Below are 26865 nucleotides of genomic sequence, written 5' to 3'. Positions count from 1 at the left end.
GCTCAAGAACTTGAGCTGTTAGATAGCACTAATATCGTGTTTGCTTAACCAGATCTGAGGTTAGTTAGGTCTGTTTAGCGAAAATAGCATCTATTTTTGGTGCTAGTGGCAATCACTTGTCGATATTCACCAGCTAAATCCAACTCTGGCGAAGTATTCATCTTGAAATTAAGCCATTTCGGATTAAAAAGCATCAATCGCAGTTAAAATTGCCGCATTTTGCACATTAACTAGCCGAACGATGAAAAACTTTTAAAAAGCACTTGCACGATAAAATCCATCGCTATATCATGTGCGCACTCCAAACGAGACAGGCACTGATTACCAAGTTAGCACCTAGTTTGAAGTAGAAAACTAACACTTAGTTTAGTTGCCCGAATAGCTCAGTCGGTAGAGCAGAGGATTGAAAATCCTCGTGTCCCTGGTTCGATTCCGGGTTCGGGCACCACAATTTAGCCGGCATAGCTCAGTTGGTAGAGCAACTGACTTGTAATCAGTAGGTCCCGAGTTCGACTCTTGGTGCCGGCACCATAAAAAACAAAAAAGCCACTCATTGAGTGGCTTTTTTGTCTCTATTGATTGAGCTTCTTAACGTTCCATCACTCATCTGATTAAAAAATAATAAAAAAAGACACTCGATAGAGTGTCTTCGTTTTTGTGTTTAATACGCTGACAGATTATTTATTCTGCATTTCAACTTTAGCAAGACGGTTCACTTGGTTTAACGAGCCTAGATGACCGAAGATTGGGCCTAATAAACCACGTTTTTTCAAGTCTAAAAATTCTTCGTCGCTTAATTCATTTAGTTTTGCTTCATCAATAACATATAGGCCATTGATATTGCGCTTCTCACCCGCAACATCAACCGTTAATGTTTGGTTGATTAATAAACCTTTTTCATTTAAAAAGCCTAAGATCCCTCGTGTGGCTTGATCTTGTTCGTAGTGAGTAATCAATGCTTTCTTGCGCGCTTCTAAAAATGGCGTTTCTTTACCATCTTCAAATAGTGCCTCACCGCCTGTTTTGCTAACCTCTTTGGCCTCTTCACGAATACCAATCCATACCTTATCTTTTACATCAGGGTTAAGCACTAATCCAAGTGGGTAATCTCGCACTACCGCAGGAATATATAGACCTTGCCACTTGCCATCTTTAACACTTAAGTTTTGCCCAGGCTTTAACCCTAGCATTGCAACTGATTGAAATTCATTGGTGTCGCTATTTTTAACAAACACAATTGGGTATTCTGTCGCTGCACGGCTAATTTCATGAAGTGTGACCGGCACGATATGTTGTTCAGACACATGCGAAAAATCACTTGGGTTCAGCTTTAAATCACCATGTTTGGTTTGTTCTAATAACGTAATTTGGTTTTGCATCTTGGCTCCCTGAGGCACTGATTATCTTCTTTGACATACGTACAGCATGATATCTATACGAGAGTTAACAACTCATTAATAACTGAAACTACCAAGATCAATCTTAAATTCAAGTACATTTAGATTAAATTGCACTTATCATCATTAAAAGCTGTTTTATTGTGCAATAAAAAGGCTTTATTCGTAATAAAGCCTTTAACGAGTTAAAACACTGCTAATGCAATTTAAGCTTAGGTCGCTGCCAACGCAGCAATTTTTGGGCGATGCGGTACACTGAAGCGGAGAACCAACCATATAAACTGGCTAAGTGACGTTGATATAATGAGATATACATTAAGCGTGCAACGTGACCCTCTACGAAAAAATCGCCTGAGCGTAAATTCCCCATTAGATTACCGACCGCAGAAAAGCGGCTTAATGAAACTAAAGAGCCATAATCCTTATACTCAAATGGCTTTTCAGGCTGTGATTTCATTTTTAAACACAAATTAGCATAAAGTCGGTCGGCCATTTGTGCTGCGGCTTGGGCGCGAGGTGGAACCGGTTTGCCTGATGGCAATATGAGTTGTGCGCAATCGCCTAACGCATAGATATCGCTGACACCTTTTACTCTCATGCAGTCATCGACATCTAATTGATTACGTGGTGTTACAGGAAGTTGAGTGAAGCTCTCGAATACTTTTGGTCCTTTAACACCTGCTGCCCATACTTTAATGTTAGCTTTAATGACATCGCCCGTTGCGGTAACAAACCCTTCTTTGGTCACTTCTTTAACCTGAACACCTAAGTGCAGTTTAACCCCAAGCTTTGATAATACCGTTTGTGCTCTTGCGCTTACTTGTTCTGGCAGTTGTGGCAAAATTTTGTTTGATGCTTCGATAAGGTTAATGTCTAAATGATCTTTGCTAATATTTTGATAACCGTATTCTTTAACAGACTCGATAACATGATGAAGCTCTGCCGATAGCTCTACACCTGTTGCGCCTGCACCAACAATTCCGATACCTAACTGATCTTGGGTTTCATTGAGTTGTAATAACGCATCCATCAACTTTTGATGGAATACATTTGCGCTATCAAGACTGTCTAAAAATATGCAGTGTTTTTCAGCACCAGGCGTATTAAAGCTATTGGAGACACCACCTAACGCTAACACTAAGGTGTCATATGCAATGTGGCGCTCAGCGATAATCTGTTCACCCTCATCATTATAAACAGGCGCTAATTGAATCGTTTTGGCTTGTGGGTCGCATTGTTCAATAGCACCTCTAATATAGCGGTAACCATTTTTAAGGCCATGATCGCGGTATTGTAACCCTTCAATCGATTGATCAATAACCCCAACCGCAACCTCATGTAATTTAGGTTTCCAAATATGCACGGTATTTTTATCAACTAAGCTGATATCAACCAAAGAATTGCTACCAAACTTACGCCCTAGTTTTGACGCTAATGCCAAACCAGCAGCCCCACCACCAACGATAACAATTCTTTGTTGCATAAATCCCCCAACCAAACGTTACTTCACTCATTAAGCACACATAAAAAAAGGCCCTTATGGGCCTTATACTGCTTCGTCGTTTTCTTCACCGGTACGAATACGGATTACTCGCTCTACATCGGTAACGAAAATCTTACCATCACCAATCTTTCCTGTCCTTGCTGTATCAACAATCACATCGATAGCACGTTCTAGCAGCTCATCTTGGATCACCAGCTCAATTTTCACTTTAGGTAAAAAATCGACCATATACTCTGCGCCACGATACAGTTCAGTATGACCTTTTTGACGTCCAAATCCCTTCACCTCAGACACTGTCATACCTGTGATACCAATCTCAGCGAGTGACTCACGCACATCATCAAGTTTAAACGGTTTAATAATGGCTTCGACTTTTTTCATTACATACTCCTGTCATCGGCTAAATTGTTGGTTAAATGCATGTCATCATTGACGTTTATAGCAACCAAACTTACTGCAAATATCTTACTTGAAACCGCAACAAAATGTCGCTGCTATTTTGCGTATTTAGAAAAAGATATTTCACAGCAAAAGCATTGTTCATTTTCTATACTATCTAACCCGTTGCAGGATGCTATCAACAATTTAGGGAAGAATAATGATGACTATCTCAACACTGACAAAAGGCTTTGGGCTTATCGAGCTCATCGTTACCACATTAATTATCATGTTGATGTCGCTTATCGCTATCCCCTCCTTCACTGAACTACACGAACATACTCGAGCACAGAGCAGCATTAAAGTCATACAACAGACAATCCAATTTGCCCGTAATATGGCGATAAGCTATGGAACAAGAGTCACTGTCTGCCCGATTGTAGATAATAAATGCACTTCTGACTGGCGAATAGGATTAAGCGTGTTTATTGATCGTGGTACCAAAAATCAAATCGATGCAAACGATCGATTACTACAGCAAACCTCAGCATTTAACGACAACGATTTTGTGGGTTACAACCGCGCGGCAGTTAGGTTTCAAGCAGATGGCCTTGCCTCTGGCACTAATGGCACCCTTACATATTGCCCTAGCACTATCGATAGCGAGTATTCAAAAGCCGTTATCGTTAACCAAGCGGGTCGAGCCAGAATGTCCAAGAAGAAAAATATCAAATGTAAACCGAATTAACTTTCTGTTTTGTCTTTAATTAATAGTGAGATAGATATTTGCCGAGACTGAACCACTAGACAATAAATAACCAATTAAACACTGTAATTCATGCTGTGCTTAGTTATACTCTTCTTTATATAGTTGAGGATACACACATGAAAAAATTACAGTCAGGTTTTACCTTAGTCGAGATGATGGTTACGGTTGCTGTAGCGGCTATCCTTCTTGCAGTTGCGGCTCCCTCGTTTAATTCATTATATGAAGGGGTTAGAGCCAGAAGTGCCATCAGTACAATTGAATCATCATTTGTATTTGCTCGCAGCCAAGCGGTTAGTTATGGCAGTAGAGTATCCATCTGCCCAATGACATCATCATCATGTGGCAGCGATTGGTCTCAAGGGTTCAGTATATTTATTGATAACGGTGTTGTAGGCACCATGGACACCACTAACGGTATAGCTGATACGGTATTGCGTAAAGTGGATGCGTTTAATAGTAACGACACAATTAAATCTGATCTAAATCGATACAGTTTTAACCCTGACGGTATGGTGACTAACGGCAATAGTGGCGTTTTTCGATATTGTCCGGGGGCTGCAGACAGCAGTGGTTCTGAAGCAATAAGCATGAACTCATCAGGAAGAATATCTCAAGTCACAACAACAGTAACGTGCAGTTAAAAGGCTTACCAATGGTAAGCCTGTATGTATTATTTATTAAATAACTATTGTTATCTTTTTACCTAGTAAGTACGCGCATCATCAAGCTCCCGGACCAAGGCGTCTTTAAACACCTTATCTTCAGTGAGGCATTCAACAATTCTTTTGACGATTAATCGTTCATTAGTGACTGTGGGTACATATTCAGCCAATAACGCACCTTGCTTCTCAATCAATAGCTTAGGATCCCATGAAAATACCGCAATATTTGGTCCATTGGGTGTTTCTATATGGCATTTATACGTGACGTATGTTGTTTTACCAGATGTAGATTCTTCAGCTATAGCATTCATTGATAACAGCAATGCCAATAAAGCAGTAATAGGGGTAATTATGTTCATTTCCAACACTCCGTAGGTGACTTGGTGCCTGTTGAAGTTAACGATATTGCAGCGCAAGCACTATCACGAGTAGCTTGAACACCCACAGCGGTAGCGGTAACAGTAAAATCATCACCGCTTAATGTGGTGTCGACTTTGTAATAAGTATTTTCTACAACCCAAGGGTCGGCCGAAAGCCCTAACTTAGTCATATCCGTGGTAAAGCTGCGATGGTCTAAATAATACTGCTCCTGCAAATTAGCGACATGCATCACTCCAGCTAAACCATCACCTCTAGCACCTTTTGCAACAAACTGTGTGTAGCTTGGGTAAGCAATAGAAGCGAGAATACCGACAATAACCACGGTAATCATCACTTCAATTAAGGTAAATCCTTGTTGCTTTATCATTAGTTTTACTCGTCTCTACTCATCAATATGGTAATAAATTCTGTTAACACCTAAACCACCACCAATACACTTATTATCACCATCAGCACAGCCATCATCCGGACCATCGACTTTAACCATGTCGTCAGTAGCTGAACCAACACCAATTAAGTACATATAGCTGTCAGATGAACCGTTATCAGGTATCACTAACTGCGGTGTATCAGGTACTCTTGCCCCCATGGTTAAATACTCTTCAGTATATGACCGCGTGCCTTTGTGTAAATCAAAGCCATATAATCGCCCTTCACCATAGGCTAAACATTGGTTTGCAGAAGTAATACTGCCTGGAATATAAGAGGTAAAATAAACACGCCCTTGAATAATGGTTGGAGCTGATAGGCTTTTTTCACCGCTAGACCCAAAGTTATAATACCAACCTCGCTTAGCGCCAAATGCAATATTTTGGGCTTCAGTTGTCGGCGCTGCTGACGACACATTATAAAGATTTGATAACTCGAGCGCTGCTGGGATTTCATGACCAGTTGCCCCAGTAAACGATTTTGTCACTACATTTCTATCTTGCAGCGTAAAAAACTTATCTGAGCGAGTTGTATCTAAAGGATGTGGTCTATTACCTGACCCCACAGTGACAGCATCATAAGGAATATTCTGATACGTTATACTGGTTGTCGTATTGTTTGAAGCATCCGTTACTGATACTTGAGATATATTAGTAAACACAGTCTGAGCAACCGCTGCTTCAGCAAAAAAGCGTCTATCCGTGCCTTGTGTTGAGCCGCCTAAGCTGGCGAATTTGAATGCTGTCCAAGGGTTAGTTGAATCAGTTGCAGAAGCACTGGGTAAATCCATACGCCACACATTGGCCCCAGTATCAGTAGCATATATTCTATCAGTTAAGTTATCATTATTACTGTCTAATATCGCAACGCTATTTGGAATACTGTCTACAATACCTGGCAATTGGGTTTTATTAGAACCAGATGCCGAGCCAAATTGATGAACTAAAGCGCCTGTAGCAGCATTTAAAATGTATACACTACGCGCTGTGGTGTCATTCGTACCGACACTGGCACCATCTTTATTTGAAGGATTGTAACCCCCACCGATAATCACTACTGGTGTAGCACTTGCCGATGAAGTATTACCGGCAGGAACCCCAGGAATAAGCGTCACTACAGGCTCAGCCCAAGACTGCCCCATATCACTCATTCCAGCAGAACTTGGATCCACTTTCCACATAAATTGGGGGGAGTCAGGGTTAGTAATATTTAGCGCATAATAAGATTTACCACCACGGCGCATGCCTACAAATAACCATGCTTTATCGACGGCTCCTGATGAATTACGTTCTACATAAGCCACTGGTGGACTGTCCATACCATAAACAGAGTGAATACCTGTTGGTACGTTAGCCCTGAGTTCACGAAGATTAGGTAATAGCTCTTGCGGCATAAAGGCCCAGGACTCCTCAACAGAATCACCGTTGTCTTTAAACATGTGTAAAAAGCCTGCATTAGTCCCTAATAAAATGCGAACATCAGGTGAGCCCTCAGTGCCATAATTGATTGCTAACGGTTTAGAGTGAAGCGGATCGCCCATAATATCAGCACGTTTGTCAAATGTTGAATTATCTTTATCCTCATCATCCACATCAATACCCTTTGCCCAATCGAATAATTTGGTTAATTCAGAAGAGTCGACTCCCATAAAAGTGGCTAATTCATTTTCACTCGTGATCCCAGGACTCGAAGCGGCATTTGATTTAGTAAAGGCAGTGATTGACCCATCACTACCAAAATTACCGTATAAGTTTCGGCTTGAAGTGTTTTGAAGTTGGGTTAATGCCCCACCGACCTCAACATTATTACCATCGCCGCCACCACTTGTTGAGCTACATACAGAATTTGATGTCCAAAACGAGCAAGCAGAAGAGGCTAAATTACCATCATCTCCAATGGCATCATTACCATTTTTATCGACAACATCTCCGCTGCCGGTCACTTTGAACTTTTTCAAGTTTCCCACCCAACGGGGGCCTTCATTAGGTAGAAACATCGCATAATAAACCGAATCTAGAGTTTGGGTTCTATCAAAGTTATTACTGGCAATTGAAGGAGAAGTAAACGTAGAGTTGGTCTCTAAAATATTAGAGAAAATCGTTTGCAATGCTTCTTGTAGTTTTTGAGCATCTCCAGCGGAGTAAGAATCACCACCACCACGGGCAGCCGTTTCTTGTAAAATATCTGCGATTGAATCTGCATCAGGGCCAAAACCGATAGTGTAAGTTGATACGGTTTGAGTACCATCAAGACCCGTATTGACATCATTAGTGTTCAACCAACCAGCAAGAGCAGGCAAGAAGCTGTCAGAGTATTTATCTGAATTAGACACTCCTGGAAGATCTTTAACTAAGTTATCTGCGCCACTATCTCTGGTTGGCAAACCATCAGTTATATAAATGACATAAGCTTTATCTTGACAGACCTTACCCACAAATGGAGAGATATAGCTACCACCAGATTCTATTGAAGTGTCTCGCAAAGGTGTTCTCGTTGGGTCATCGTTACCAAAATACACACCGCCACCAGAAAAATAACGATAAGCCTCATATAAGTTTTCGCATAATGGTGTCCAGGTTGTAGCGGTAAGTGAACTAATAGTAGACAGTAAATTCGGTTTATTTGTCTCATTATTAGTCGTAATGCCATAGACAATACGCCCGCCATCATCGAAGTTAAATACAGACAACCCAAAGTCAACACTTGGTGTTGTTACAATCGTGTCTTCCATAACACGCTTTGCAACTGCAATTTTCGAATAAGTGTGTTTATCTTTTGTACTATGATACCAATTTACATATTTTTCAGTAAAAAGCGTTACAGGTTGACCGATACCAAAATTAGTTAACAGGGCTTTTTCTATTGCATCGTCGACTTGAGCGGTAGTGGATGATCCGTTAATTGGCGTATGCCTTTGAGGATCTGCAGATGTTCCTAATCCATCTACTGGAAAACCATTAGTTGCAGCACGATTGATATAATCTCTTTCTGCAATATCTTCGTAGCAATCTGTATATTGAATACTTGTGCCATCGGTTAATGGTAGCTCAGACCACTCACCGTTTTCACCAATATACTTATGCTCACGTATATAACCGGTAAACATACCGTAGTCTTCTAAGTAACCTTCGGCGGTATTACAACCATTAATCTCATTTAAATAAAATTGGTTACTAGACGCTAGCGGCACATTACTACTACTGCGGGAAAAAAATAGTTTGGTATTCTTCCTCAATCGACCACTAGAATTGACATTTTCATTGCCACGCTCGTATGGGTCATCCGTATAAAAACCGTTTCCCATACTTCCTGAAACGTCAAAAATAATCAGAACTTGAGGTTTTGAGCCTGAACGCGCTGTAGACTCAAAAACATATAGCTCAGTATCATCGGCGAAGCTGATGGATGAGTAAGCCAATATTGCAAATAGCAATGTATAAGATAATTGTTTTATAAACATGACTAACTCCCTGTTAACACTTCTTGTTCAATTCCGGCAACTACGGTAACTAACCCCATATTGCTACGGCCAAATGTTGCAGCACTAGAAACTTCAACTCTACGGCAACTGATTAGGTTACCAGAACTTGCAGTAGCACTGCGTTTGCAACTTACATCGCCCGCATTCAACGGCGTCATGGTGTTTGAGACACCTAAATCGGCATCAACCGTGGTTGTGGCGACTGTCATTGTGGTCAACGTTGTCCCAGTATTGGCCGAAATAACTTTATCTTGAGCACCTTTTGCAGATGCCACAGCTTCAATCCGTTCAGAACCCGCGCCAGCCATTCTTAATGACTGCGTCGAGTTTACAGCTAATGCCACACCAATTAAGGTCATCAGCACTAAGACTATTAATGAAAAAAACAACACGATACCCTGCTGTTTTTTTTGCGATGTAATCATTGTTAACACCTTCTAAAAATTAACTGAGCAACTAAAACCTGTGCTGCCCAAATGAAACTAAAGGTTTATTAATATTGGGTTTTCCAAAATTATTGTGCTCGACACCACTTTACGACGATATTTGTCATTCAGTGGGCCTATTGTTTTGTCACCTAATGTATAAGTATTGTCGTTTTTATAGCTTTGATCTTCTTCATTAGCGCGAACCAATAAAAATACTCTTAGGGCGACTATACGTTGAAACAATTCGTTGTCCCACATGAGTGTGGTGACATTTTGTGCCGGCATATAGCTATCTGCAGTACCATCACCATCATTGTCAAATCCATACAAAATACGCATATTTTCTACGCCTTCGACAAGCTGTTCTTCGTTATTCATGCCGTTATTGATTGATAACGTGCGCCGCCTTAGTACAGGGGTGGTGCCATCATCGCGAATAAAATAAACATGATGTTGGTATTCCCACACCCGACTATTCAATAACACGGGGACAGCTCCACTGCCGTCAAAAAACACAATTTCAGTTGACTCTGTCGCGGCGTAGTATCGAGTAGCAGTTAACACTGTCGCTGGAGGACCAATTAAGCGTTTTATTTGGATCACATCAGTGTTGGTATTGGGAGAAATACAGGCCAATGTTTCAGCACTCACACCTTGCTCGTATCCCCATAAAAGACGAAAATGTGAAGGTTGGAGATTAGGAAAACTCGCATTATTCAAGCCTGCGCCAACACAATCTGCAGTAACAGCTGTGGCCGAGATAGTCGTATTGGTTCCAATAACAAAATCAGTACCGGTAATATCCCCCATAAAACCTAACTGGCTTAAATCACGCTCCATGATAGCCAATGCAATACGGCCGTTTTCTTGTAATTGATTGAACTGACTCGTTGTAGTGACATTACTCGATGACATACTGAACATCGTAAAAATACCAGCTGTTAAAAACAAACTGATCAACATCGCAACCATTAACTCAACGAGTGACATGCCTTGTTGCTGTTTTGATACTTTTATCATCTTATAATCGCCGTATTAACGGCTAATGCACGCCGTCTATCACTACTACTGCCACAACTTCTTATAAAAGTAGACTGGCCATCTGTACCGTCTGAGGTCGCTCGCACACCTTTCCAAGTCATCACAACAGTAACATCCGTCCCTACAATGCTGATACAAGCCGTAGCAGAGTCGAGTCCACCTACATTAGTGTTATCGGATGATTTTTCACTTTCACCAGCAAATGCTCGTTCCCATTGAAATAGATCCCAATTACGAGTTTCGGCATTTGTACATATAGTATTTACACCAACATCGACATCGCAGGCTTTGGCAGATGAAATAGATGAACCGGTATAGGTACCAGCATAATTAGCGAGTTCGCTGCTATTGATCCGCATGCGATTGATAATATCGTTAGCGTAATATGAGGCTTGGGTTTGTTGAAAGGACTCAAAACTGCCTTTTTTGGCGACGAGATGCAGGTTGAAAATGCCAATAAGGCCTATCACCAGAATAACTAGTGAAACCATTACTTCGATTAAGGAAAATCCATTCCTTTTTAATGACATTAGGCCAAACCTCCATGAAAAGATAATTAAATCTTGGTCTTACCTTAAAAATAACACACTTATAATTACTTTAAGCCATAGATAAGCATAGCTGAGCTAAAAGTAATCAGAAAGTAGTAACAATAAATATTTACACTGCTTTATAAAGTTACAATAAATTCACACAGTTATCTTACTTGTAACACTTAATCAGTATTATACTCGGTTTATCACGCAAGTACAAAAAACCCGCAACCTAAATTAGATTGCGGGCCAGTATACATAGATAATTGAATTTATTAACGTAATTCTGCCGGAACAGCAAAAACAGTATCTTCTTTTCGACCTTCAACTTCAGTAATAACACTCGGCGCTAATGTAGCAATTGCGTTAACAACCTGTTGAACCAAGACTTCAGGCGCTGAAGCTCCAGCAGTTACGGCCACTTTACTGACATTATCAAACCAAATTGCTTCAACATCTGCTGCCGTATCAACTAAATAAGATTGCGTACCGGTTTTTTCAGCAAGTTCGCGTAATCGATTAGAATTAGAGCTATTTTTTGAGCCAACAACAATCAATAAATCAACTTCAGCAGACATACTGCGCACAGCATCTTGACGGTTTTGAGTTGCGTAACAAATATCATCTTTACGTGGACCTTCAATTGAAGGGAAACGTTTTTGTAAGGCTTCGATAATATCTAAAGTGTCATCTACAGATAGCGTTGTTTGAGTGACAAAACATAAGTTTTCAGGGTCATTAACATGCAAACTCTCGACATCTTCAGGTGATTCAATAAGATAAACACCACCGTTAGAATTATCGTATTGGCCCATTGTGCCTTCAACTTCTGGATGGCCTTCATGGCCAATCAAAATACATTCAATGCCTTTACGGCTGGCACGAGTCACTTGTAAATGCACTTTTGTCACTAAAGGACAAGTTGCATCAAACACCTTCAGGCCACGCACTTTAGCTTCTTTTCTTACAGCTTGAGACACACCATGAGCACTAAATATGACAATACTGTTATCAGGTACCTGCTCAAGCTCATCGACAAAGATTGCACCGCGTTGTTTGAGATTTTCAACCACATACCGATTGTGCACCACTTCATGACGCACATAGATAGGGGGTTCAAATAGCTCTAATGCACGCTCAACAATGCTAATTGCACGGTCTACTCCTGCACAAAACCCTCGCGGGTTAGCCAGCAAAATACTCAGTTCAGGAGATGTAGGATCAACTTTCAACATATTTAGCCTTTTATTCCGTTATAACACTGACCACTTCAAGCTCAAATGTGATTGTGTGTCCTGCAAGCGGATGGTTTAAATCAACGGTAATAGAATCACCTGCAGTGTCACGCACAACACCCGGGATCTCACTACCTCCTGGCCCTGCAAAGCTAACAATCACACCGGTTTCAAGTTTCATGTCCGCAGGAAAACGACTTCGGTCCATATAATGGATAGCATCAGGATTTGATTCACCAAAGGCGTCTTGTGGTGCGAGTGTAAATTGATGCTTATCACCTTCTTTCAAGCCTTTAAGTTGAGCTTCAAATGCAGGACTTAAACTATTATCACCAATGTTTAAACGAGCTGGTTTACCCGAGGCTTTAGTGCTATCGGCTGTTGAGCCGTCTTCAAGCACGATATTCATATGGCATACAAGTGCATGGCCATCTTGTTTAGATAAATCAGTCACGGTGAGATTGCTCCTCTGACGCGTTAGCTTCTGGTTTAAACGATTCCCAAATGATTAATATCGCACCTATAAAAATGCCGGCATCGGCGATATTAAAGGCAGGGTAATGGCTGGTGTTCCAGTAAAAATCAATAAAATCCACGACAAAGCCATGCATTAAGCGATCAACTAAATTACCTAGCGCACCACCAATGACAAGGGTAAAAGCTAAATTACTGCGCCACATAGTGTGCGACTGTTTACGTAGCCAAATGGTTAATAAAGTACTAAACCCCACCGCAATAACGGTAAATAACCAACGTTGCCAGCCACCTGCATCACTTAAAAAGCTAAATGCTGCGCCGTAATTTCTTACGTAAGTGAAGTTAAAAAATGGCAGTAGATTAACCGAGTCATACAATTCGAAGTTGCTCAGTACCCATTGTTTAGATAGCTGATCGGCTAAAAACACCAATGCAGCCACCCAATACCAACGCAAGCCACTGTCTTTCCAAGTTAATGGCACAGAACTCATTATTAGTGCTTCCTTAAGCGAATTCGCGTTGTTCGCCTTCACCCTCAATATTGGTCACACAACGTTGACACAATGTTGGGTGAGCTTCGATGGTGCCAACCTCTTCACGGTAGTGCCAGCAGCGTTCACACTTCTGTGCTTCACTTTTGTTAACCACTAATTTAAGTGAGCTTAACTCGGTTTCAATTGCGTCATCGCCCGCTTGAGATAAATCAGCAACAGCAGCTTTAGAGGTCAATAATACAAAGCGAAGTTCATCGCCGACTTTTGCTAACTGCGCAGCTAAATCAGCATCAGCATATAGCGTAAGCTCAGCTTCTAATGAACCACCAATACGCTTATCACGACGTGCTTGCTCAAGCACTTTGTTCACTTCGTTACGTACATCTAATAAATTAGCCCAATAGTCATCACTTAAATCAGTATCTAAAGTGACAGCCTCAAGACCTTGATACCACTCTTGGGTGAACACGTACTTTTCACGTTTGCCAGGTAGTAATTGCCACACTTCGTCAGCGGTAAAGCTAAGGATAGGCGTCATCCAACGAACCATTGCTTCTGCAATATGGAACAGCGCCGACTGACAGCTACGACGCGCATGTCCTTCTTGCTTAGCGGTATATTGGCGATCTTTAATGATATCAAGATAAAAACTGCCTAACTCAACTGAACAGAACTGCATCAGCTTTTGAGTTACCAGGTGGAAGTTATATTGTTCATATGCTTCGATAATTTCTTTTTGTAACGCTGCTGCACGACGAACAACCCAGCGATCGAGTGCAACCATGTCTTCTGACGCAATCATGTCGGTTTCAGGGTTGAAGCCACTTAGGTTTGCTAACAAGAATCGCGCAGTGTTACGGATACGGCGATATGCATCAGCACTGCGATTTAGAATCTCGTCAGATACGGTCATTTCACCGCTGTAATCTGTTGCGGCAACCCACAAACGTAAAATGTCAGCGCCAAGTTTATTGGTCACTTGCAAAGGTGCAATCACGTTACCCACAGACTTTGACATCTTGCGGCCTTTACCATCTACGGTAAAACCATGGGTTAGTACTTGTTTATAAGGTGCTTTACCATTCATCGCGGTAGAAATCATTAGCGATGACATAAACCAACCACGGTGTTGATCGCTACCTTCTAGGTATAAATCAATTTCGTGACCATGGAATTCAGGGCGAGCAGCAACCACTGATGAGAAAGTTGAACCAGAGTCATACCATACATCTAATGTGTCAGTGACTTTGCGGTACTTATCGGCTTCATCACCGAGTAGCTCGCTTGCATCAAGGTCCCACCAAGCTTGGATACCTTGCTGCTCAATACGATGCGCAACACGCTCCATCAATGACACGCTGTTTGGGTGTAACTCTTCTGTTTCGCGATGTACAAATAAGGTAATTGGAACGCCCCAAGTACGCTGACGTGAGATACACCAGTCTGGGCGATTTTCTACCATTTTTTCGATACGGCTTTGGCCCCAATCTGGGATCCATTGCGTTTGTTCAATTTCTTTTAGTGCTTGAGAACGCAGACCGTGGTTGTCCATAGAGATAAACCATTGTGGCGTTGCACGGAAAATAATGGGTGTTTTGTGACGCCAGCAATGTGGGTAACTATGACGATAAGGCACATGTAATAATAACGCCCCCTTCTCTTCAAGTAACTCAACCACACTTGCATTGGCTTTAAATACATGCTGACCGGCAAAGAATTCTGTATCTGGCTTATAAACACCATTATCGCCAACAGGGTTTGCCACTTCTAGACCATATTTTTGACCAACCACAAAGTCGTCTTGACCATGGCCAGGTGCAGTATGAACAATACCGGTACCCGCATCAGTAGTAACATGGTCGCCTAAAATAGCTGGGACGTCGAATGCGTAGAATGGGTGATTAAAGCGCATAAGCTCAAGCTCAGCACCTTTTACTTCACCTAAAATAGTGTGTGACTCGGCGCTATAACGCTCAAGACAAGACTCAACCAACACTTGTGCTAAAACCAGTGTGGTTGTTTCACCTTCTTTGGTAAATTCAACCAAGCTGTAATCTAATTCAGGGCTAAGTGATAACGCGCGGTTAGCTGGCAGTGTCCATGGGGTTGTGGTCCAAATTGCCATTGAAACTGGCTTAGCATAGTTTTCAACACCAAACTTAGCAGCCACGGCTGCACTGTCTACTGCAACAAAAGCCACATCGATTGCAGGTGACGTTTTATCTTCGTATTCAACTTCTGCTTCAGCAAGAGCTGAACCACAGTCGGTACACCAATGTACTGGCTTAACACCTTTATGCAAATGGCCACTGTCGATGACTTTTGCAAGTGAACGAACGATATTCGCTTCTGTTGAAAAATCCATGGTTAAATACGGATTTTGCCAATCACCTAATACCCCAAGGCGGATAAAGTCGTCACGCTGACCTTCAACTTGAGTTGCAGCATATTTGCGACATTCTTCGCGAAATTCTGCGGCAGAGATTTTAACCCCAGGCTTACCCACTTTTTGCTCTACTTTGAGCTCAATAGGTAAACCATGACAATCCCAACCAGGAATATAAGGTGCGTCAAAACCTGACATGGTTTTAGACTTAATAATAATGTCTTTCAGAATTTTATTTACAGAGTGACCAATATGAATGCTGCCATTGGCGTATGGAGGGCCATCGTGCAAAATGAAAGGTTTACGGCCAGTACGGCTGTCACGGATCTGTTGGTACAGTCCGTCTTCCGTCCAACGATTTAACATTTCTGGCTCGCGATTTGCCAAATTACCGCGCATCGGAAACTCTGTTTCCGGCAAATTCAAAGTAAATTTATAGTCGCTCATTGATCCCATACCGTTATTAAAGCTGATTAGTTTCAGCTAGCATCGTTGCTAAACAAAGCTCGCGCTTCGTTTGCATCATTTAAAATTTGTTTTTTTAGCGCATCCAATGATTCAAAAGGTTGTTCATCACGGATTTTGGCTACTAACTCTACTTCCACTCGTTTACCGTATAAATCACCGGAAAAATCAAACAAGTGAACTTCTAATCTGCAGGTTTGCCCATTCACTGTCGGTCTAAAACCCACATTAGCAACACCTTCATAAATATCACTGTCATCCCAATATAAGCGAACGGCAAACACGCCGCGCACCGGAACCACATTTCTTTTTAACGCAATATTGGCAGTTGGAAATCCAATCGTGCGGCCAATTTTTTGCCCGTGAGCAACGCGACCGCTGAGTATGAAAGGATGCCCTAATAAGCGTCTAGCTTGCTCTAGGTTACCTAATGCAAGCTGCTCTCTCACTGCAGTAGAACTGACTCTAAGTGAGCCCACCATAAAACTTTGAGTGCTCACCACGGTAAAGCCAAACTTTTTGCCTGCAGCAACCAACATATTAAAATTACCGACACGACCTTTACCAAAGCAAAAATCGTCACCTACAACCAGATATTTCACACCCAGCTTTTTGACCAGCAAATCTTCAATAAAGACTTCGGCAGGTTGATTAGCAAAAGCGGCAGTAAAGTTAATACACAACAATTGTTCGATATTAAGCTCGTCTAGCAACCGAATTTTGTCACGTAAAAGGCTTAAGCGAGCTGGAGCATCTGCACCACGAAACCGTTCTTGTGGCTGCGGCTCAAAAGTCATTACAGTGGCTGGCAATTGAAAGTGATGCGCCTTATTCACTAAGTTGCTTATCACTTGCGCATGACCACGATGGACACCGTCAAAATTCCCGATGGTTAATACGCAACCATGATGAGAAGGTAAAATATTGTGTATACCGCGGATTAATTCCATTACGCTCAATAACTGCCAATTGTAAATCGGCAGATTATATACCCAAACCAATGTCAGATGCGAGTTTCCACCTCATATAATTCCACTCACTTTATGACTGACTCACCTTGCTGTTTATCAACGCCTATATCAGTTTGCCGTTGATTGACGTTTTATTTTCCAAGGTCGAACGCCCATCATAAGTAAACTCAATAAATACACTAAGGCGCCGCCCATTATCAATTCAAATAGCATCACCATACGTTCAAATGTGTGCCATTGAAGCCATTCACTTATTGGCGGCATAAAATAGATAATCACCAAAGTCATCATGACTGTGGCCACAATGACTTTTGCGGTAAAGAAAAGCGTTTGCCGGCTCATTTTATACACCCCCGCACGATGAAGACCACGGTACAGAAGGCTTGCGTTTAACAACGCCGACAATGATGTTGCCAGTGCTAAACCGACATAACCAAAGGGAATAGCAAATATCAAGTTAAACCCCATGTTACTCACCATGGCAATGATTCCGTATTTGACTGGAGTTTTGGTGTCTTGACGTGAGTAATAGCCCGGTGCGAGCACCTTAATCATCATAAAGCTAAGCAAGCCACAACCATAAGCAACCAGGCTGTACGAAGCCATTTCAACATCATTAATGCTAAATGCCCCGCGCATGAACAACACCATCAACATCGGTTTAGCCAATATGATTAACCCGAGCATGGCCGGCGTGCCTAACAACAAAATGGCTTTAACGCCCCAATCCATTGTTTGATTGAATCCAGCGCCCTGAGCATTAACATGTTTTTGTGACAAAGCCGGTAAAATGACCGTTGCAATGGCAATACCGAACAGTCCCAATGGAAACTCCAACAGTCTATCTGAGTAATACAACCAGCTAATGGAGCCTGTCATTAAAAAGCTCGCGATAAACGTGTCGAACAATAAATTGATTTGCGATACCGACACTCCAAATAACGCCGGCACCATTAAGGTTCTAATTTTGACAACGCCCGGGTGACTCCATCCCCAAGAGGGTTTCACGAGTGCCTTTTCGCGAATTAAAAAAGGGATTTGGAATAAAAACTGAATCAAACCACCCGCAAACACACCCCAGGCTAAGCCAATTTCTGGGTTTTCTAGCGTATGTGCGTACCACATCGCTACCGCAATAATCGCCACGTTTAAGAACACGGGAGTAAAAGCCGACACAGCAAAACGTCCACGAGTATTTAAAATTGAGCCAGCAAGAGCGGTAAAAGTAATAAACCATAAATATGGGAAGGTAATTTTAAGCATTAATGATGCCAGCTCAAATTTTTCAGCATTTGGGCCATCATTTAACCAGTCTAAAAACCAGCCACCACCAAAAAGTGCAGCTAAAACTGGCGAACAAATCACGCCAAATAAAGTCACAATGGTTACCAATAAACCCAAGGTGCCAGCCACCTTACCGATTAACTCCCGCGTATCCTCTGGCGTCATTTTTTCTTGATATTCGGTTAAAACGGGTACAAAAGCTTGCGCAAAAGCACCTTCAGCAAACAAACGCCTTAAAAAGTTAGGAATTTTATTAGCAAAGAAAAATACATCTGCGCTGCTACCCGCACCCATTAAATTGGCAATGACTACGTCGCGAACTAAACCTAAGACTCGCGAAATCAGGGTCATAACACTCACAATTAGACCTGATTTAAATAATTTTTTGCTCAAACAGCCCCCAGAGACTCAGCCACTTCAAAGAAAATTAATGGGATTTATGACAAATATTCGATTCTAGCCCTGTCACACCGACTAAAGAGCTGGTAGAATTGCGCCACATATTACACGAGTTGGGTTGAAGATAGGCATGCTAGGTTGGATTAATTTATCTTTATGATGAATATTCAATCACAGTCGTTGACAAGACGATAAAAAGCAGGCATATTCCTCGGCCTTTAAAAGTATCAAATCCAGTTTTTAGGAGTTGCACCTTGGCTAATAGCAAGTCTGCAAAGAAGCGCGCGCTTCAGTCTGAAAAGCGTCGTCAGCATAACGCTAGCCGTCGCTCAATGTTACGTACATACGTTAAAAAAGTTATCGCTGCTATCAAAAGCGGTGACCATAAAGCGGCTACAGAAGCATTCGCTACTGCACAACCAATTGTTGACCGTATGGCGACTAAAGGTCTTATTCATAAGAATAAAGCCGCTCGTCAAAAGGCACGCTTAAACGCAAGAATCAAAGCATTAGTTGCTTAATTCTTACGATTTAAGATTTTAAAAAACCGGCTTAGGCCGGTTTTTTTATACCTGAAATTCAGTAAATCATAATCCTACGATAACATGACAACGCCAAACTTTACCTGCAAAGCCATCCCCATCCAGCAAGGCTTCACGATATGTAACCAAATGATTGGCTCTGTATAAATATAAGCGCCAGCCCAAAGGCAGGCCATAATGTTGATTATGAGTTTGGTATTTGAAAAAATAGATGAGATTTAAAGTAGGTTTGCAGACTCACAATTGATGCTCACGATGAGCTCAGTTTATTGTGCAGTAAAACCAATTGAAGTTATCACATTTACAGACAAGAAAACGCGAAACGTCTTAATGAACGATTCATTAAGACGTTCGTGAGATAGTATTAATGGCAATACATATTGTTTAGCACTTGGATCAGCTCTTTTACCTCATCACTCTTCAATGAATAGAAAACCGTTTGTGCTTCTTTTCTGGTACATACTAAATTATCTTTTCGAAGCCATGCTAGATGTTGAGATAAAGCCGATTGGCTTAGCCCTAATTTTTTATTCATCTCTCCGACACACATTTCACCTTCATTAAGAAGATGGCACAAAATAAACAATCTACGTTCATTTGCTAATGCTTTTAGCAACACTACTGCATGATCTGCCTGCTGCTGCATTTTTTCTATATTCATCACGAGTATGTTCTCCTAATCTAACCCCGCTCTAATATAGCGTTCCCTTACAAATAGAGTCGGGACATAAAGCACACTTTTTGGTAGATTGTTTTAAAAAATGAGACTTAGCTAAAATAATCAAAGGAAACTCATGAAACACTATCAAACAGCCAGCCTCGTAGGCGCCATTCTTGTCGCACTTGTTGGTTGCCAAAATATATTGCCAACTCAGACCTCAACGCCCAAATTAATAATTAATTCTTCAGATGATGCTCAAATTAGCCAACAACTGGCTAAACAAGCATTAGCATCTCGTTTGAGCTATGACATTGTTGAATCGCTAACCGTTGAAGTCGGCCCCAGACTCGCTGGCACAGAAAAAGACATCGTTGCAGTTGAATGGGCTATGGAAAAGTTGTGGTTGATGGGTTTTGATAAAGTGTACAAAGAGTCAGTTCAAGTACCAGCATGGTCACGCGGTACAGCTTACGCGAGTGTGGTATCCCCATATGAGCAACCTTTAATGGTTACCGCGCTAGGTGGAAGTATTGCAACACCCGTTAATGGCATTCAAGCCCCTATTGTGCGCTTTGAAAGTTTAGAAGAATTAACCCATGCCTCTCCTGCCCGCATTGAAGGAAAAATAGTCTTTATCGACCATAAAACCGAACGTCACATTACAGGCAAAGGCTACGGTGAGTCCGTTGGCGGCCGTTCTCGCGGGGCGATTGCCGCAGCAGAAAAAGGCGCTGTAGCGATTGTCATCCGCTCTATTGGTACAGATCATGACAGAATGGCGCACACCGGTATGATGCGTTACCAAGAAGACGTGCCTAAAATCCCTGCTGCTGCTATGTCTAATCCAGATGCTGATTTAATTAATGCCATGCTAAAGCGTGACCCTAAAGTGGTACTGTCATTAAACATGACATCAGAAAATCAAGGCATAGCCACATCATATAACGTGATTGCTGAAGTAACAGGCAGCAGCAAACCTGATGAGATAGTATTAATTGGTGCTCACTTAGACTCTTGGGATGAAGGCACGGGTGCAATTGATGATGGTGCGGGCGTCGCCATCGTAACCACAGCCGCTAAACTCATTCAAGATTTACCCCAAAAACCTGCTCGTACAATAAGGGTAGTATTATTTGCAGCAGAAGAAGTTGGCATCGTGGGTGCAAAAGCGTATGCAGAGCAACATGCAGACGAGCTAGATAAACACTATATTGCAGCTGAATCAGATTTTGGCGCCGGACCAGTTTACAAGATTGATTTTAATGTTAACCCTGCGACTTATGAGCAAGTTAAGCAAGAACACTCAGCAATGACCTTATTTGGCGTTGAAATGGGTAACAACGAAGCTTCAGGTGGTCCAGATGTATCAATCATGCCAGCCTTGGGCGTACCCGTTGCCTCGCTCAGACAAGATGGCACTGATTACTTTGATTATCACCACACGCCGAATGATACCTTAGATAAAATTGATCCTAAAAAACTGGCTCAAAGTGCAGCCGCTTATGCACAATTTGCTTACATGATGGCGCAGTCTGAAATTGATTTAAGACCTCTTAAACAAAAGGAACAGCAGCACTAAAATATAAGCGCCATAACACTTAAACAGTAAAAAGCCCTCAACTAGATATTTAGTTGAGGGCTTTATTTAAACTATCAGTAGAACTAAAAACGGCTCGCTATTTTTGCTCTGCACGTAAAAAGACTGGTTCTGTCGGTGTAGATTGCTCTTCGCTGTAATAGTAGCCTTCAAGATCAAACTGAATTAGCTGTTCGATACTCTTAGGTTGAGTATCAACTATATAGCGAGCCATCAAGCCCCGTGCTTTCTTAGCATAAAAACTAATCACCTTAAATTGACCATTCTTACAGTCTTTAAACACTGGCGTAATGAGTGTTCCATCAAGTTGCTTAACCTTGACCGATTTAAAGTATTCGTTGGATGCTAAGTTAACGATAATATCATCGCCCTGCTCTTTTAATGCTTTATTCACTTCCTCGGTAATGGTTTCGCCCCAAAAAGCATAAAGATTACTGCCTTTAGGATTAGCCAATTTTGTGCCCATTTCTAAGCGATAAGGCTGAATTAAATCAAGCGGTTTGAGCAAACCATACAAGCCTGACAAAATGCGCAAATGCTTTTGGCTAGCGTCAATTTGCGCTTTAGATAAGTTATCAGCATCAAAACCAGTATACACATCGCCTCTAAATGCAAAGATAGCTTGCTTGGCATTATCAAGAGTAAAAGGTGGCTGCCAATCGGCAAAACGTGCAGCGTTTAACCCTGCAATGTTATCGCTCACCTTCATTAAGCTGGCAATGTCCATTGGTGTTAACTCACGACAAACATCTATCAACTCCTGGCTTTGCTTTAATAAAGGAGCCTGAGTAAATGTATTGGTTATTGGAGGATTTTCAAAATCCAATGTTTTCGCAGGTGAAACTAAAACCAGCATAAGTTCGCTCCAAATAAAATCATAGCTTTATAATACTGAACTGATATAAAAAAACCATGCCGTAATGACATGGTTTTTTCGATTACCTTAATAGATAAATCTTACTTTTTGGTTGCTTCAGCAGAATTTGGCCAAATTTTCTCTTCTAACTGATCTGCCAACTCAGGAAATTTGCTAGTGTCGAATTTAGGGTCAATACCCGCATCGATTTGCTCACGGTAATCGTTAATGACTCGAACTGCTAAGCCAGATAGCAACACAAGCGCCACCAAGTTAACAATTGCCATCAATCCCATCGATACATCGGCTAAATCCCACACCAAACTGATTTTAGCCATTGAGCCAAACATCACCATGGCTAAAACCACTAAGCGGAAAATCGGTAACGCTTTTTTACTGTTACCAGACAAAAACATCACATTGGTTTCAGCATATGAATAGTTAGCAATAATAGAAGTAAAACAAAACAGCAAAATAGCAAAAGCAATAAAGGCACCGCCCCAATCACCAACATGGCTGGTTAAAGCGCTAATGGTTTTAGCAATACCGTCAGAACCGGCAGCGGCATCACCAGAGAGTAAAATAATGGCGGCAGTTGCAGTACAAATCACAATAGTGTCTACAAATACTCCCATCATTTGCACAAAGCCTTGTGATGCAGGGTGATTAGGATTAGGTGATGCACTTGCTGCAACGTTCGCCGCGCTGCCCATACCAGCTTCGTTTGAAAACAAACCACGTGCGATACCCGCTTGCATTGCTTGTGCAACACTATAAGCAATACCGCCGGCTGCCACTTCTTGCCAACCAAAGGCGCTGTTTATCACCAACATAAATACATCTGGAAGCTTTTCAATATTCATTACCACCACTACAAACGCAATGACGATATAGGCAACTGCCATAACAGGTACAATTAATTCAGAGGCTTTAGCGACTTTCTTTAAGCCACCAGTAATAACGAATGCGCTGCAAATTACAATGGCAATACCAATATATAACGGTTCAAAGCCAAAGACTTGAGTCATAGCACCGGTGATGGTATTAGCTTGAACAGCGTTAAAAACTAAACCAAAAGCTAAAATTAAGAAGAATGAAAACAGTACACCCATCCAACGTTGGCCTAAGCCTTTTTCCATATAATAAGCAGGACCGCCACGGTATTGTCCGTCAGAGTCTTTCACTTTATAAACTTGGGCTAAGGTTGATTCAATCATCGCGGTAGCCATACCTAGCACAGCAATTGCCCACATCCAGAACACAGCACCGGGGCCTGCGGTACCAATAGCGACGGCAACACCAGCCATATTACCAGCGCCAACACGGGCCGCCATACTGGTACAAAATACCTGAAATGATGACAAGCCATGCTTACCAGGGCGGCGACTGATAGATAATACTTTAATACCATGAACAAAGTGAGTTATCTGAATAAAGCCAAGACGTATGGTAAAAAACAGACCTGCACCAACCAAGCCGTATACCAATAACTTGCCCCATAGTAGGCTGTTCATGAAATTAATGATCGTTTCTAACATTGCCATATTGATTTATCTTCCCCGTTATAAGGTTATTTTTTTTGTTTCAGATTTATACCTGAATATTTATATCGACATAAACAGACTAAGCACGTCACTGTGCAAACTGTTTTGCGTGACACGTTGGGCGTCAATTTAATCAAACATTATAAAAGCTAAAGCATGTTGATTCATAGGTATTGTTTGCCGAATTACCTGAATGCTAAAACCATGTTACCTAATAGATGGATTGCCTAGGCAAATAAAACGTGAAGGCAACACAATTAAAACCAAAACCACAAGTGAGCCACATCACACTTTATCACTTCTATAATTAATGCTCTATTTATAAAAAACCAATGAATCGTTATTAAATTTCAAGCGATTAGCACCAAAACCTAAAAAAGTGCGATCAAGACTAAAAAATATTACTTAGAAATTAGATAAAGGCCACATTATTGTAACTAAATTACGAATACAGTACTTACCAAGAAAGTTAATTAAATATTTTCACTTTTAACCGAGGTCACTATGGCTAACTCAAATGAGATCACCGCGCTAAAGAAATATGTAAGAGCAACCAACTTCCTTGCTACTTCACAAATTTATTTAAAGCAAAACGTTCTATTCAAACGTCCTTTACAGCACACAGATATCAAACCACGTCTTCTTGGTCACTGGGGCACCTGCCCGGGTATCAACTTTGTCTATGCCAACGTTAACCGTTTAATTGTTAAACATAAGCGTGAATTTATTTATCTTGTCGGTCCTGGCCATGGTTTCCCAGCAGTACAAGCAAACTTATTTGTTGAAGGTTCATTAAGCCACTTCTACCCAGAAACGATCCCATTTACCGAAACGGGCATTGAAGATATTTGTAAAAAATTCTCTGCTGCATATGGCTACCCTTCACACGCTAACCCAGAAGCCCCTGGGCAGATTCTAGAAGGTGGTGAGCTAGGATATTCACTTTCTGTTGCTTGGGGTTCAGTACTTGATAATCCAAACCTTATTGCTGCCTGTTTAATTGGTGACGGTGAAGCAGAAACTGGTCCTTTAGCCGCGTCTTGGTATGCTAACCGTTTAGTCTCTCCAGCTAACAACGGTGCTGTATTGCCGATTGTTCATATCAATGGTTATAAGATTTCAGGCCCAACACGTATGGGTCGTATGAGCCATGAAGAGTTAGATCTCGAGTTCCGCGGCTTGGGTTACCACCCAATTATTGTTGATGACCAACTAGACACTGATATTTTTGAACAGATGACAGCAGCAATGGACTTATCATATGACATGATTAATGACATTCAACGTCGTGCACGTTCAGGTGAAGATGTAGTCAAACCTCGTTGGCCTGTAATTTTAATGCGCACAGCAAAAGGTTGGACAGGCACATCTGAATACGACGGTAAAAAACTAGAAGGTAACTGCGAATCACACCAAGTGATTGTCAACAACTGTGCTAAAGATAAAGGCCACCTTGCGGCACTTGACGCATGGTTAGCCAGCTACAAGTTTGAAGAGTTAGTAGAAACGACAGAAACAGGTGAGTTAGTATTTGATAAAGATATCATGTCTTTAATGCCACCAAAAGATCTGTGCTGTGGTCGTCAACGTTTAAGTTACGGCGGCGAAGTGGTGCGTGCACTGGCAAACCCTGATTTAACGAAATTAGGTTACGGTGCTGAAATCCCACGTGGTCAGCGCGGTTTCTCAATGTTGAAAATGGGTCAATGGATGCGTGATGCATTCAAATTAAACCGAGATCAACGTAACTTGCGTATTTTCAGCCCAGATGAAACCTATTCAAACCAGTTACAAGCAGTATTTGAAGAAACAGATCGCGCTTGGCAGTGGCCAATTGAAAGTTGGGATGAAGACATGTCACGTGATGGCCGTGTCATTGAGCTGTTATCAGAAAACTTACTTTTCGGTATGCTACACGGTTATACAGTAACGGGGCGTCACGGCATGTTCCCGACTTATGAGGCATTCTCACAAGTTGTATCTTCAATGGCTGACCAATACTGTAAATATGTACATGCGAGCCAAGGCATTCACTTCCGTAAGCCTATCCCTGCATGTAACGTAGTGTTGTCATCGCTTCTAGAGCGCCAAGATCACAATGGTTATTCTCACCAGAATCCATCGTTCCTTGGAGCCATGTTAGAAAAACACCCAGACATTATCTCTGCTTATTTACCTGCAGATGCCAACAGCACCTTGGTTTATACTGAACGCGCTTATGCAGACAGAGACAAGCTAAACATTATTGTTGCGGGTAAAAAATCGCTACCACAGTGGTTATCATTAGATGAAGCTCGTAAACAAGCAAAAGATGGTGTCATGGTGTGGGATTTTGCTTCTGACGAAAATCCTGATGTGGTATTAGCGGGTTGTGGTGATTATGCAACACAAGAATGTATGGCTTCATTAGTACTCATTCGTGAAATATTACCAAGAGTGCGTATCCGTTTTGTCAGTGTATCTGAACTACATAGTAGCGGTTTAGGTAGCCTTAAATTCCAAAGCAAGCCTTGGATGATGGACGAAGTCTTCACTCAAGATAAAGGTGTGGTATTTAACTATCACGGTTACCCAAATACCATCAAAAAATTGGTGTTTGATTATAAAGGCAACCGCCGTTTCCGTATTAAAGGTTATGAAGAAGAAGGTTCAACTACTACACCATTCGATATGGGCGTACGTAACGGAACATCTCGCTATCACCTTGTTATCGATATGGCATATAAATTGTTCCAACAAGGAGTGATTGATGAAACTCAACATGTTGCAATTACAACAGACATGTTACAACGCTTAGTTGATCACAAGAACTACATCAAAGCCAACGGTGTAGACCCTGAAGAAATTGAAAACTGGGTATGGACTCGTTAATTCAGTCAGTTAGCTAACAAAAATACGCCGTAAAGGCGTATTTTTTTGTCTACCGTTCCAGAAACACAACATTTTTGAGT

The 26865-nt window shown here is 41.5% G+C and carries 23 protein-coding genes and 2 tRNA genes; 7 read left to right on the top strand and 18 right to left on the bottom strand.

Annotation, left to right across the window (positions count from 1 at the left end):
• Positions 1–372 precede the first annotated feature (372 nt).
• Together IEY42_RS10190 and IEY42_RS10185 are read left to right on the top strand one after the other, a co-directional pair.
• Positions 373–448: transfer RNA gene (locus IEY42_RS10190), tRNA-Phe, on the top strand.
• A gap of 7 nt (positions 449–455) precedes the next feature.
• Positions 456–531 (top strand) — tRNA-Thr (locus IEY42_RS10185).
• Positions 532–677: 146 nt separating this feature from the next.
• Here IEY42_RS10185 and IEY42_RS10180 read toward each other — a convergent pair.
• The 3 genes from IEY42_RS10180 to glnB all read right to left on the bottom strand — a co-directional run bounded on the left by IEY42_RS10180 (position 678) and on the right by glnB (position 3282).
• Entirely contained in the window at positions 678–1379 is a 702-nt protein-coding gene (locus tag IEY42_RS10180; protein ID WP_188925127.1) for a SapC family protein, read from the bottom strand.
• Between the two features lie 214 nt (positions 1380–1593).
• Entirely contained in the window at positions 1594–2880 is a 1287-nt protein-coding gene (locus tag IEY42_RS10175; RefSeq protein ID WP_188925126.1) for an NAD(P)/FAD-dependent oxidoreductase, read from the bottom strand.
• A gap of 63 nt (positions 2881–2943) precedes the next feature.
• On the bottom strand, positions 2944–3282 hold the full coding sequence (gene glnB, locus IEY42_RS10170) for a nitrogen regulatory protein P-II (protein ID WP_188925125.1): 339 nt from the start codon (positions 3280–3282) through the stop codon (positions 2944–2946).
• Positions 3283–3499: 217 nt separating this feature from the next.
• On the opposite strand from glnB, the gene IEY42_RS10165 reads away from it, so the two are divergent.
• Both IEY42_RS10165 and IEY42_RS10160 read left to right on the top strand, forming a co-directional pair.
• Entirely contained in the window at positions 3500–4027 is a 528-nt protein-coding gene (locus IEY42_RS10165) for a GspH/FimT family pseudopilin (protein ID WP_229780003.1), read from the top strand.
• Positions 4028–4164: 137 nt separating this feature from the next.
• Positions 4165–4689: a GspH/FimT family pseudopilin gene (locus IEY42_RS10160; RefSeq protein ID WP_188925124.1), complete on the top strand. Its 525-nt coding sequence runs from the start codon at positions 4165–4167 to the stop codon at positions 4687–4689.
• A 62-nt stretch (positions 4690–4751) separates the two neighbouring features.
• Here IEY42_RS10160 and IEY42_RS10155 read toward each other — a convergent pair whose 3' ends face one another.
• The 12 genes from IEY42_RS10155 to murJ all read right to left on the bottom strand — a co-directional run bounded on the left by IEY42_RS10155 (position 4752) and on the right by murJ (position 18708).
• A complete protein-coding gene (locus tag IEY42_RS10155) occupies positions 4752–5069 on the bottom strand; it encodes a TapY2 family type IVa secretion system protein (protein WP_188925123.1) in 318 nt (105 codons plus the stop codon).
• On the bottom strand, positions 5066–5458 hold the full coding sequence (locus IEY42_RS10150; RefSeq protein ID WP_188916724.1) for a type IV pilin protein: 393 nt from the start codon (positions 5456–5458) through the stop codon (positions 5066–5068). Before IEY42_RS10150 ends, IEY42_RS10155 begins: the two co-directional genes overlap by 4 nt.
• 15 nt (positions 5459–5473) lie before the next feature.
• A complete protein-coding gene (locus IEY42_RS10145; RefSeq protein ID WP_188925122.1) occupies positions 5474–8980 on the bottom strand; it encodes a pilus assembly protein in 3507 nt (1168 codons plus the stop codon).
• Between the two features lie 2 nt (positions 8981–8982).
• Positions 8983–9426 carry a pilus assembly PilX family protein gene (locus IEY42_RS10140; RefSeq protein ID WP_188925121.1) on the bottom strand — a complete coding sequence of 148 codons (444 nt, stop codon included), beginning with the start codon at positions 9424–9426 and terminating at the stop codon, positions 8983–8985.
• A 57-nt stretch (positions 9427–9483) separates the two neighbouring features.
• Complete coding sequence (locus tag IEY42_RS10135) at positions 9484–10449, bottom strand: PilW family protein (protein WP_188925120.1); 966 nt, start codon at positions 10447–10449, stop codon at positions 9484–9486.
• On the bottom strand, positions 10446–11000 hold the full coding sequence (gene pilV / locus IEY42_RS10130) for a type IV pilus modification protein PilV (protein WP_188925119.1): 555 nt from the start codon (positions 10998–11000) through the stop codon (positions 10446–10448). The genes IEY42_RS10135 and pilV overlap by 4 nt, the downstream gene beginning before the upstream one ends.
• 278 nt (positions 11001–11278) lie before the next feature.
• The gene (gene ispH, locus IEY42_RS10125) at positions 11279–12208 is read right to left on the bottom strand and encodes a 4-hydroxy-3-methylbut-2-enyl diphosphate reductase (protein ID WP_188925133.1); all 930 of its coding nucleotides are present in this window, start codon (positions 12206–12208) and stop codon (positions 11279–11281) included.
• 40 nt (positions 12209–12248) lie between these two features.
• Complete coding sequence (fkpB, locus tag IEY42_RS10120) at positions 12249–12692, bottom strand: FKBP-type peptidyl-prolyl cis-trans isomerase (RefSeq protein WP_188925118.1); 444 nt, start codon at positions 12690–12692, stop codon at positions 12249–12251.
• On the bottom strand, positions 12685–13197 hold the full coding sequence (gene lspA / locus IEY42_RS10115; protein WP_188925132.1) for a signal peptidase II: 513 nt from the start codon (positions 13195–13197) through the stop codon (positions 12685–12687). Before lspA ends, fkpB begins: the two co-directional genes overlap by 8 nt.
• A 22-nt stretch (positions 13198–13219) precedes the next feature.
• The gene (ileS, locus tag IEY42_RS10110; protein WP_188925117.1) at positions 13220–16042 is read right to left on the bottom strand and encodes an isoleucine--tRNA ligase; all 2823 of its coding nucleotides are present in this window, start codon (positions 16040–16042) and stop codon (positions 13220–13222) included.
• Positions 16043–16074: 32 nt separating this feature from the next.
• Positions 16075–17010, bottom strand: a complete 936-nt coding sequence (gene ribF / locus IEY42_RS10105; RefSeq protein WP_188925116.1) for a bifunctional riboflavin kinase/FAD synthetase — start codon at positions 17008–17010, stop codon at positions 16075–16077.
• 129 nt (positions 17011–17139) lie between these two features.
• A complete protein-coding gene (gene murJ, locus IEY42_RS10100) occupies positions 17140–18708 on the bottom strand; it encodes a murein biosynthesis integral membrane protein MurJ (protein WP_188925115.1) in 1569 nt (522 codons plus the stop codon).
• A gap of 260 nt (positions 18709–18968) precedes the next feature.
• Here murJ and rpsT point away from each other — a divergent pair, with 260 nt between their 5' ends.
• Positions 18969–19235 (top strand): 30S ribosomal protein S20, encoded by a 267-nt coding sequence (rpsT, locus tag IEY42_RS10095; protein ID WP_160053085.1) that lies wholly within the window; start codon positions 18969–18971, stop codon positions 19233–19235.
• Between the two features lie 385 nt (positions 19236–19620).
• Here the strand turns inward: rpsT and IEY42_RS10090 are convergent, their stop codons facing one another.
• Positions 19621–19917 (bottom strand): ArsR/SmtB family transcription factor, encoded by a 297-nt coding sequence (locus IEY42_RS10090; RefSeq protein WP_188739374.1) that lies wholly within the window; start codon positions 19915–19917, stop codon positions 19621–19623.
• A gap of 133 nt (positions 19918–20050) precedes the next feature.
• Between IEY42_RS10090 and IEY42_RS10085 the strand changes: the two genes are divergently transcribed.
• A complete protein-coding gene (locus IEY42_RS10085) occupies positions 20051–21496 on the top strand; it encodes a M20/M25/M40 family metallo-hydrolase (RefSeq protein WP_188925114.1) in 1446 nt (481 codons plus the stop codon).
• Positions 21497–21593: 97 nt separating this feature from the next.
• Here IEY42_RS10085 and yaaA read toward each other — a convergent pair whose 3' ends face one another.
• Both yaaA and IEY42_RS10075 read right to left on the bottom strand, forming a co-directional pair.
• A complete protein-coding gene (yaaA, locus tag IEY42_RS10080) occupies positions 21594–22370 on the bottom strand; it encodes a peroxide stress protein YaaA (RefSeq protein ID WP_188925113.1) in 777 nt (258 codons plus the stop codon).
• 101 nt (positions 22371–22471) lie between these two features.
• Complete coding sequence (locus IEY42_RS10075) at positions 22472–23908, bottom strand: alanine/glycine:cation symporter family protein (protein WP_188925131.1); 1437 nt, start codon at positions 23906–23908, stop codon at positions 22472–22474.
• A 510-nt stretch (positions 23909–24418) separates the two neighbouring features.
• On the opposite strand from IEY42_RS10075, the gene IEY42_RS10070 reads away from it, so the two are divergent.
• A complete protein-coding gene (locus IEY42_RS10070; RefSeq protein ID WP_188925112.1) occupies positions 24419–26785 on the top strand; it encodes a phosphoketolase family protein in 2367 nt (788 codons plus the stop codon).
• Positions 26786–26865: the final 80 nt, after the last annotated feature.

Source organism: Shewanella algicola (assembly GCF_014648035.1).
GTDB classification, from domain to species: Bacteria; Pseudomonadota; Gammaproteobacteria; order Enterobacterales; family Shewanellaceae; genus Shewanella; species Shewanella algicola.
This window is presented reverse-complemented; position numbering and strand designations above follow the sequence as displayed.

Bases quoted from the DNA above. Each gene is read 5' to 3' on its own strand.
- IEY42_RS10135 (WP_188925120.1), bottom strand. From the start codon at position 10,449: ATGATAAAAGTATCAAAACAGCAACAAGGCATGTCACTCGTTGAGTTA.
- IEY42_RS10075 (WP_188925131.1), bottom strand. From the start codon at position 23,908: ATGTTAGAAACGATCATTAATTTCATGAACAGCCTACTATGGGGCAAG.
- IEY42_RS10070 (WP_188925112.1), top strand. From the start codon at position 24,419: ATGGCTAACTCAAATGAGATCACCGCGCTAAAGAAATATGTAAGAGCA.
- IEY42_RS10090 (WP_188739374.1), bottom strand. From the start codon at position 19,917: ATGAATATAGAAAAAATGCAGCAGCAGGCAGATCATGCAGTAGTGTTG.
- ribF (WP_188925116.1), bottom strand. From the start codon at position 17,010: ATGGAATTAATCCGCGGTATACACAATATTTTACCTTCTCATCATGGT.
- IEY42_RS10155 (WP_188925123.1), bottom strand. From the start codon at position 5,069: ATGAACATAATTACCCCTATTACTGCTTTATTGGCATTGCTGTTATCA.
- IEY42_RS10140 (WP_188925121.1), bottom strand. From the start codon at position 9,426: ATGATTACATCGCAAAAAAAACAGCAGGGTATCGTGTTGTTTTTTTCA.
- yaaA (WP_188925113.1), bottom strand. From the start codon at position 22,370: ATGCTGGTTTTAGTTTCACCTGCGAAAACATTGGATTTTGAAAATCCT.
- glnB (WP_188925125.1), bottom strand. From the start codon at position 3,282: ATGAAAAAAGTCGAAGCCATTATTAAACCGTTTAAACTTGATGATGTG.
- ileS (WP_188925117.1), bottom strand. From the start codon at position 16,042: ATGAGCGACTATAAATTTACTTTGAATTTGCCGGAAACAGAGTTTCCG.
- IEY42_RS10145 (WP_188925122.1), bottom strand. From the start codon at position 8,980: ATGTTTATAAAACAATTATCTTATACATTGCTATTTGCAATATTGGCT.
- pilV (WP_188925119.1), bottom strand. From the start codon at position 11,000: ATGTCATTAAAAAGGAATGGATTTTCCTTAATCGAAGTAATGGTTTCA.
- IEY42_RS10160 (WP_188925124.1), top strand. From the start codon at position 4,165: ATGAAAAAATTACAGTCAGGTTTTACCTTAGTCGAGATGATGGTTACG.
- IEY42_RS10180 (WP_188925127.1), bottom strand. From the start codon at position 1,379: ATGCAAAACCAAATTACGTTATTAGAACAAACCAAACATGGTGATTTA.
- IEY42_RS10165 (WP_229780003.1), top strand. From the start codon at position 3,500: ATGATGACTATCTCAACACTGACAAAAGGCTTTGGGCTTATCGAGCTC.
- IEY42_RS10085 (WP_188925114.1), top strand. From the start codon at position 20,051: ATGAAACACTATCAAACAGCCAGCCTCGTAGGCGCCATTCTTGTCGCA.
- IEY42_RS10150 (WP_188916724.1), bottom strand. From the start codon at position 5,458: ATGATAAAGCAACAAGGATTTACCTTAATTGAAGTGATGATTACCGTG.
- IEY42_RS10175 (WP_188925126.1), bottom strand. From the start codon at position 2,880: ATGCAACAAAGAATTGTTATCGTTGGTGGTGGGGCTGCTGGTTTGGCA.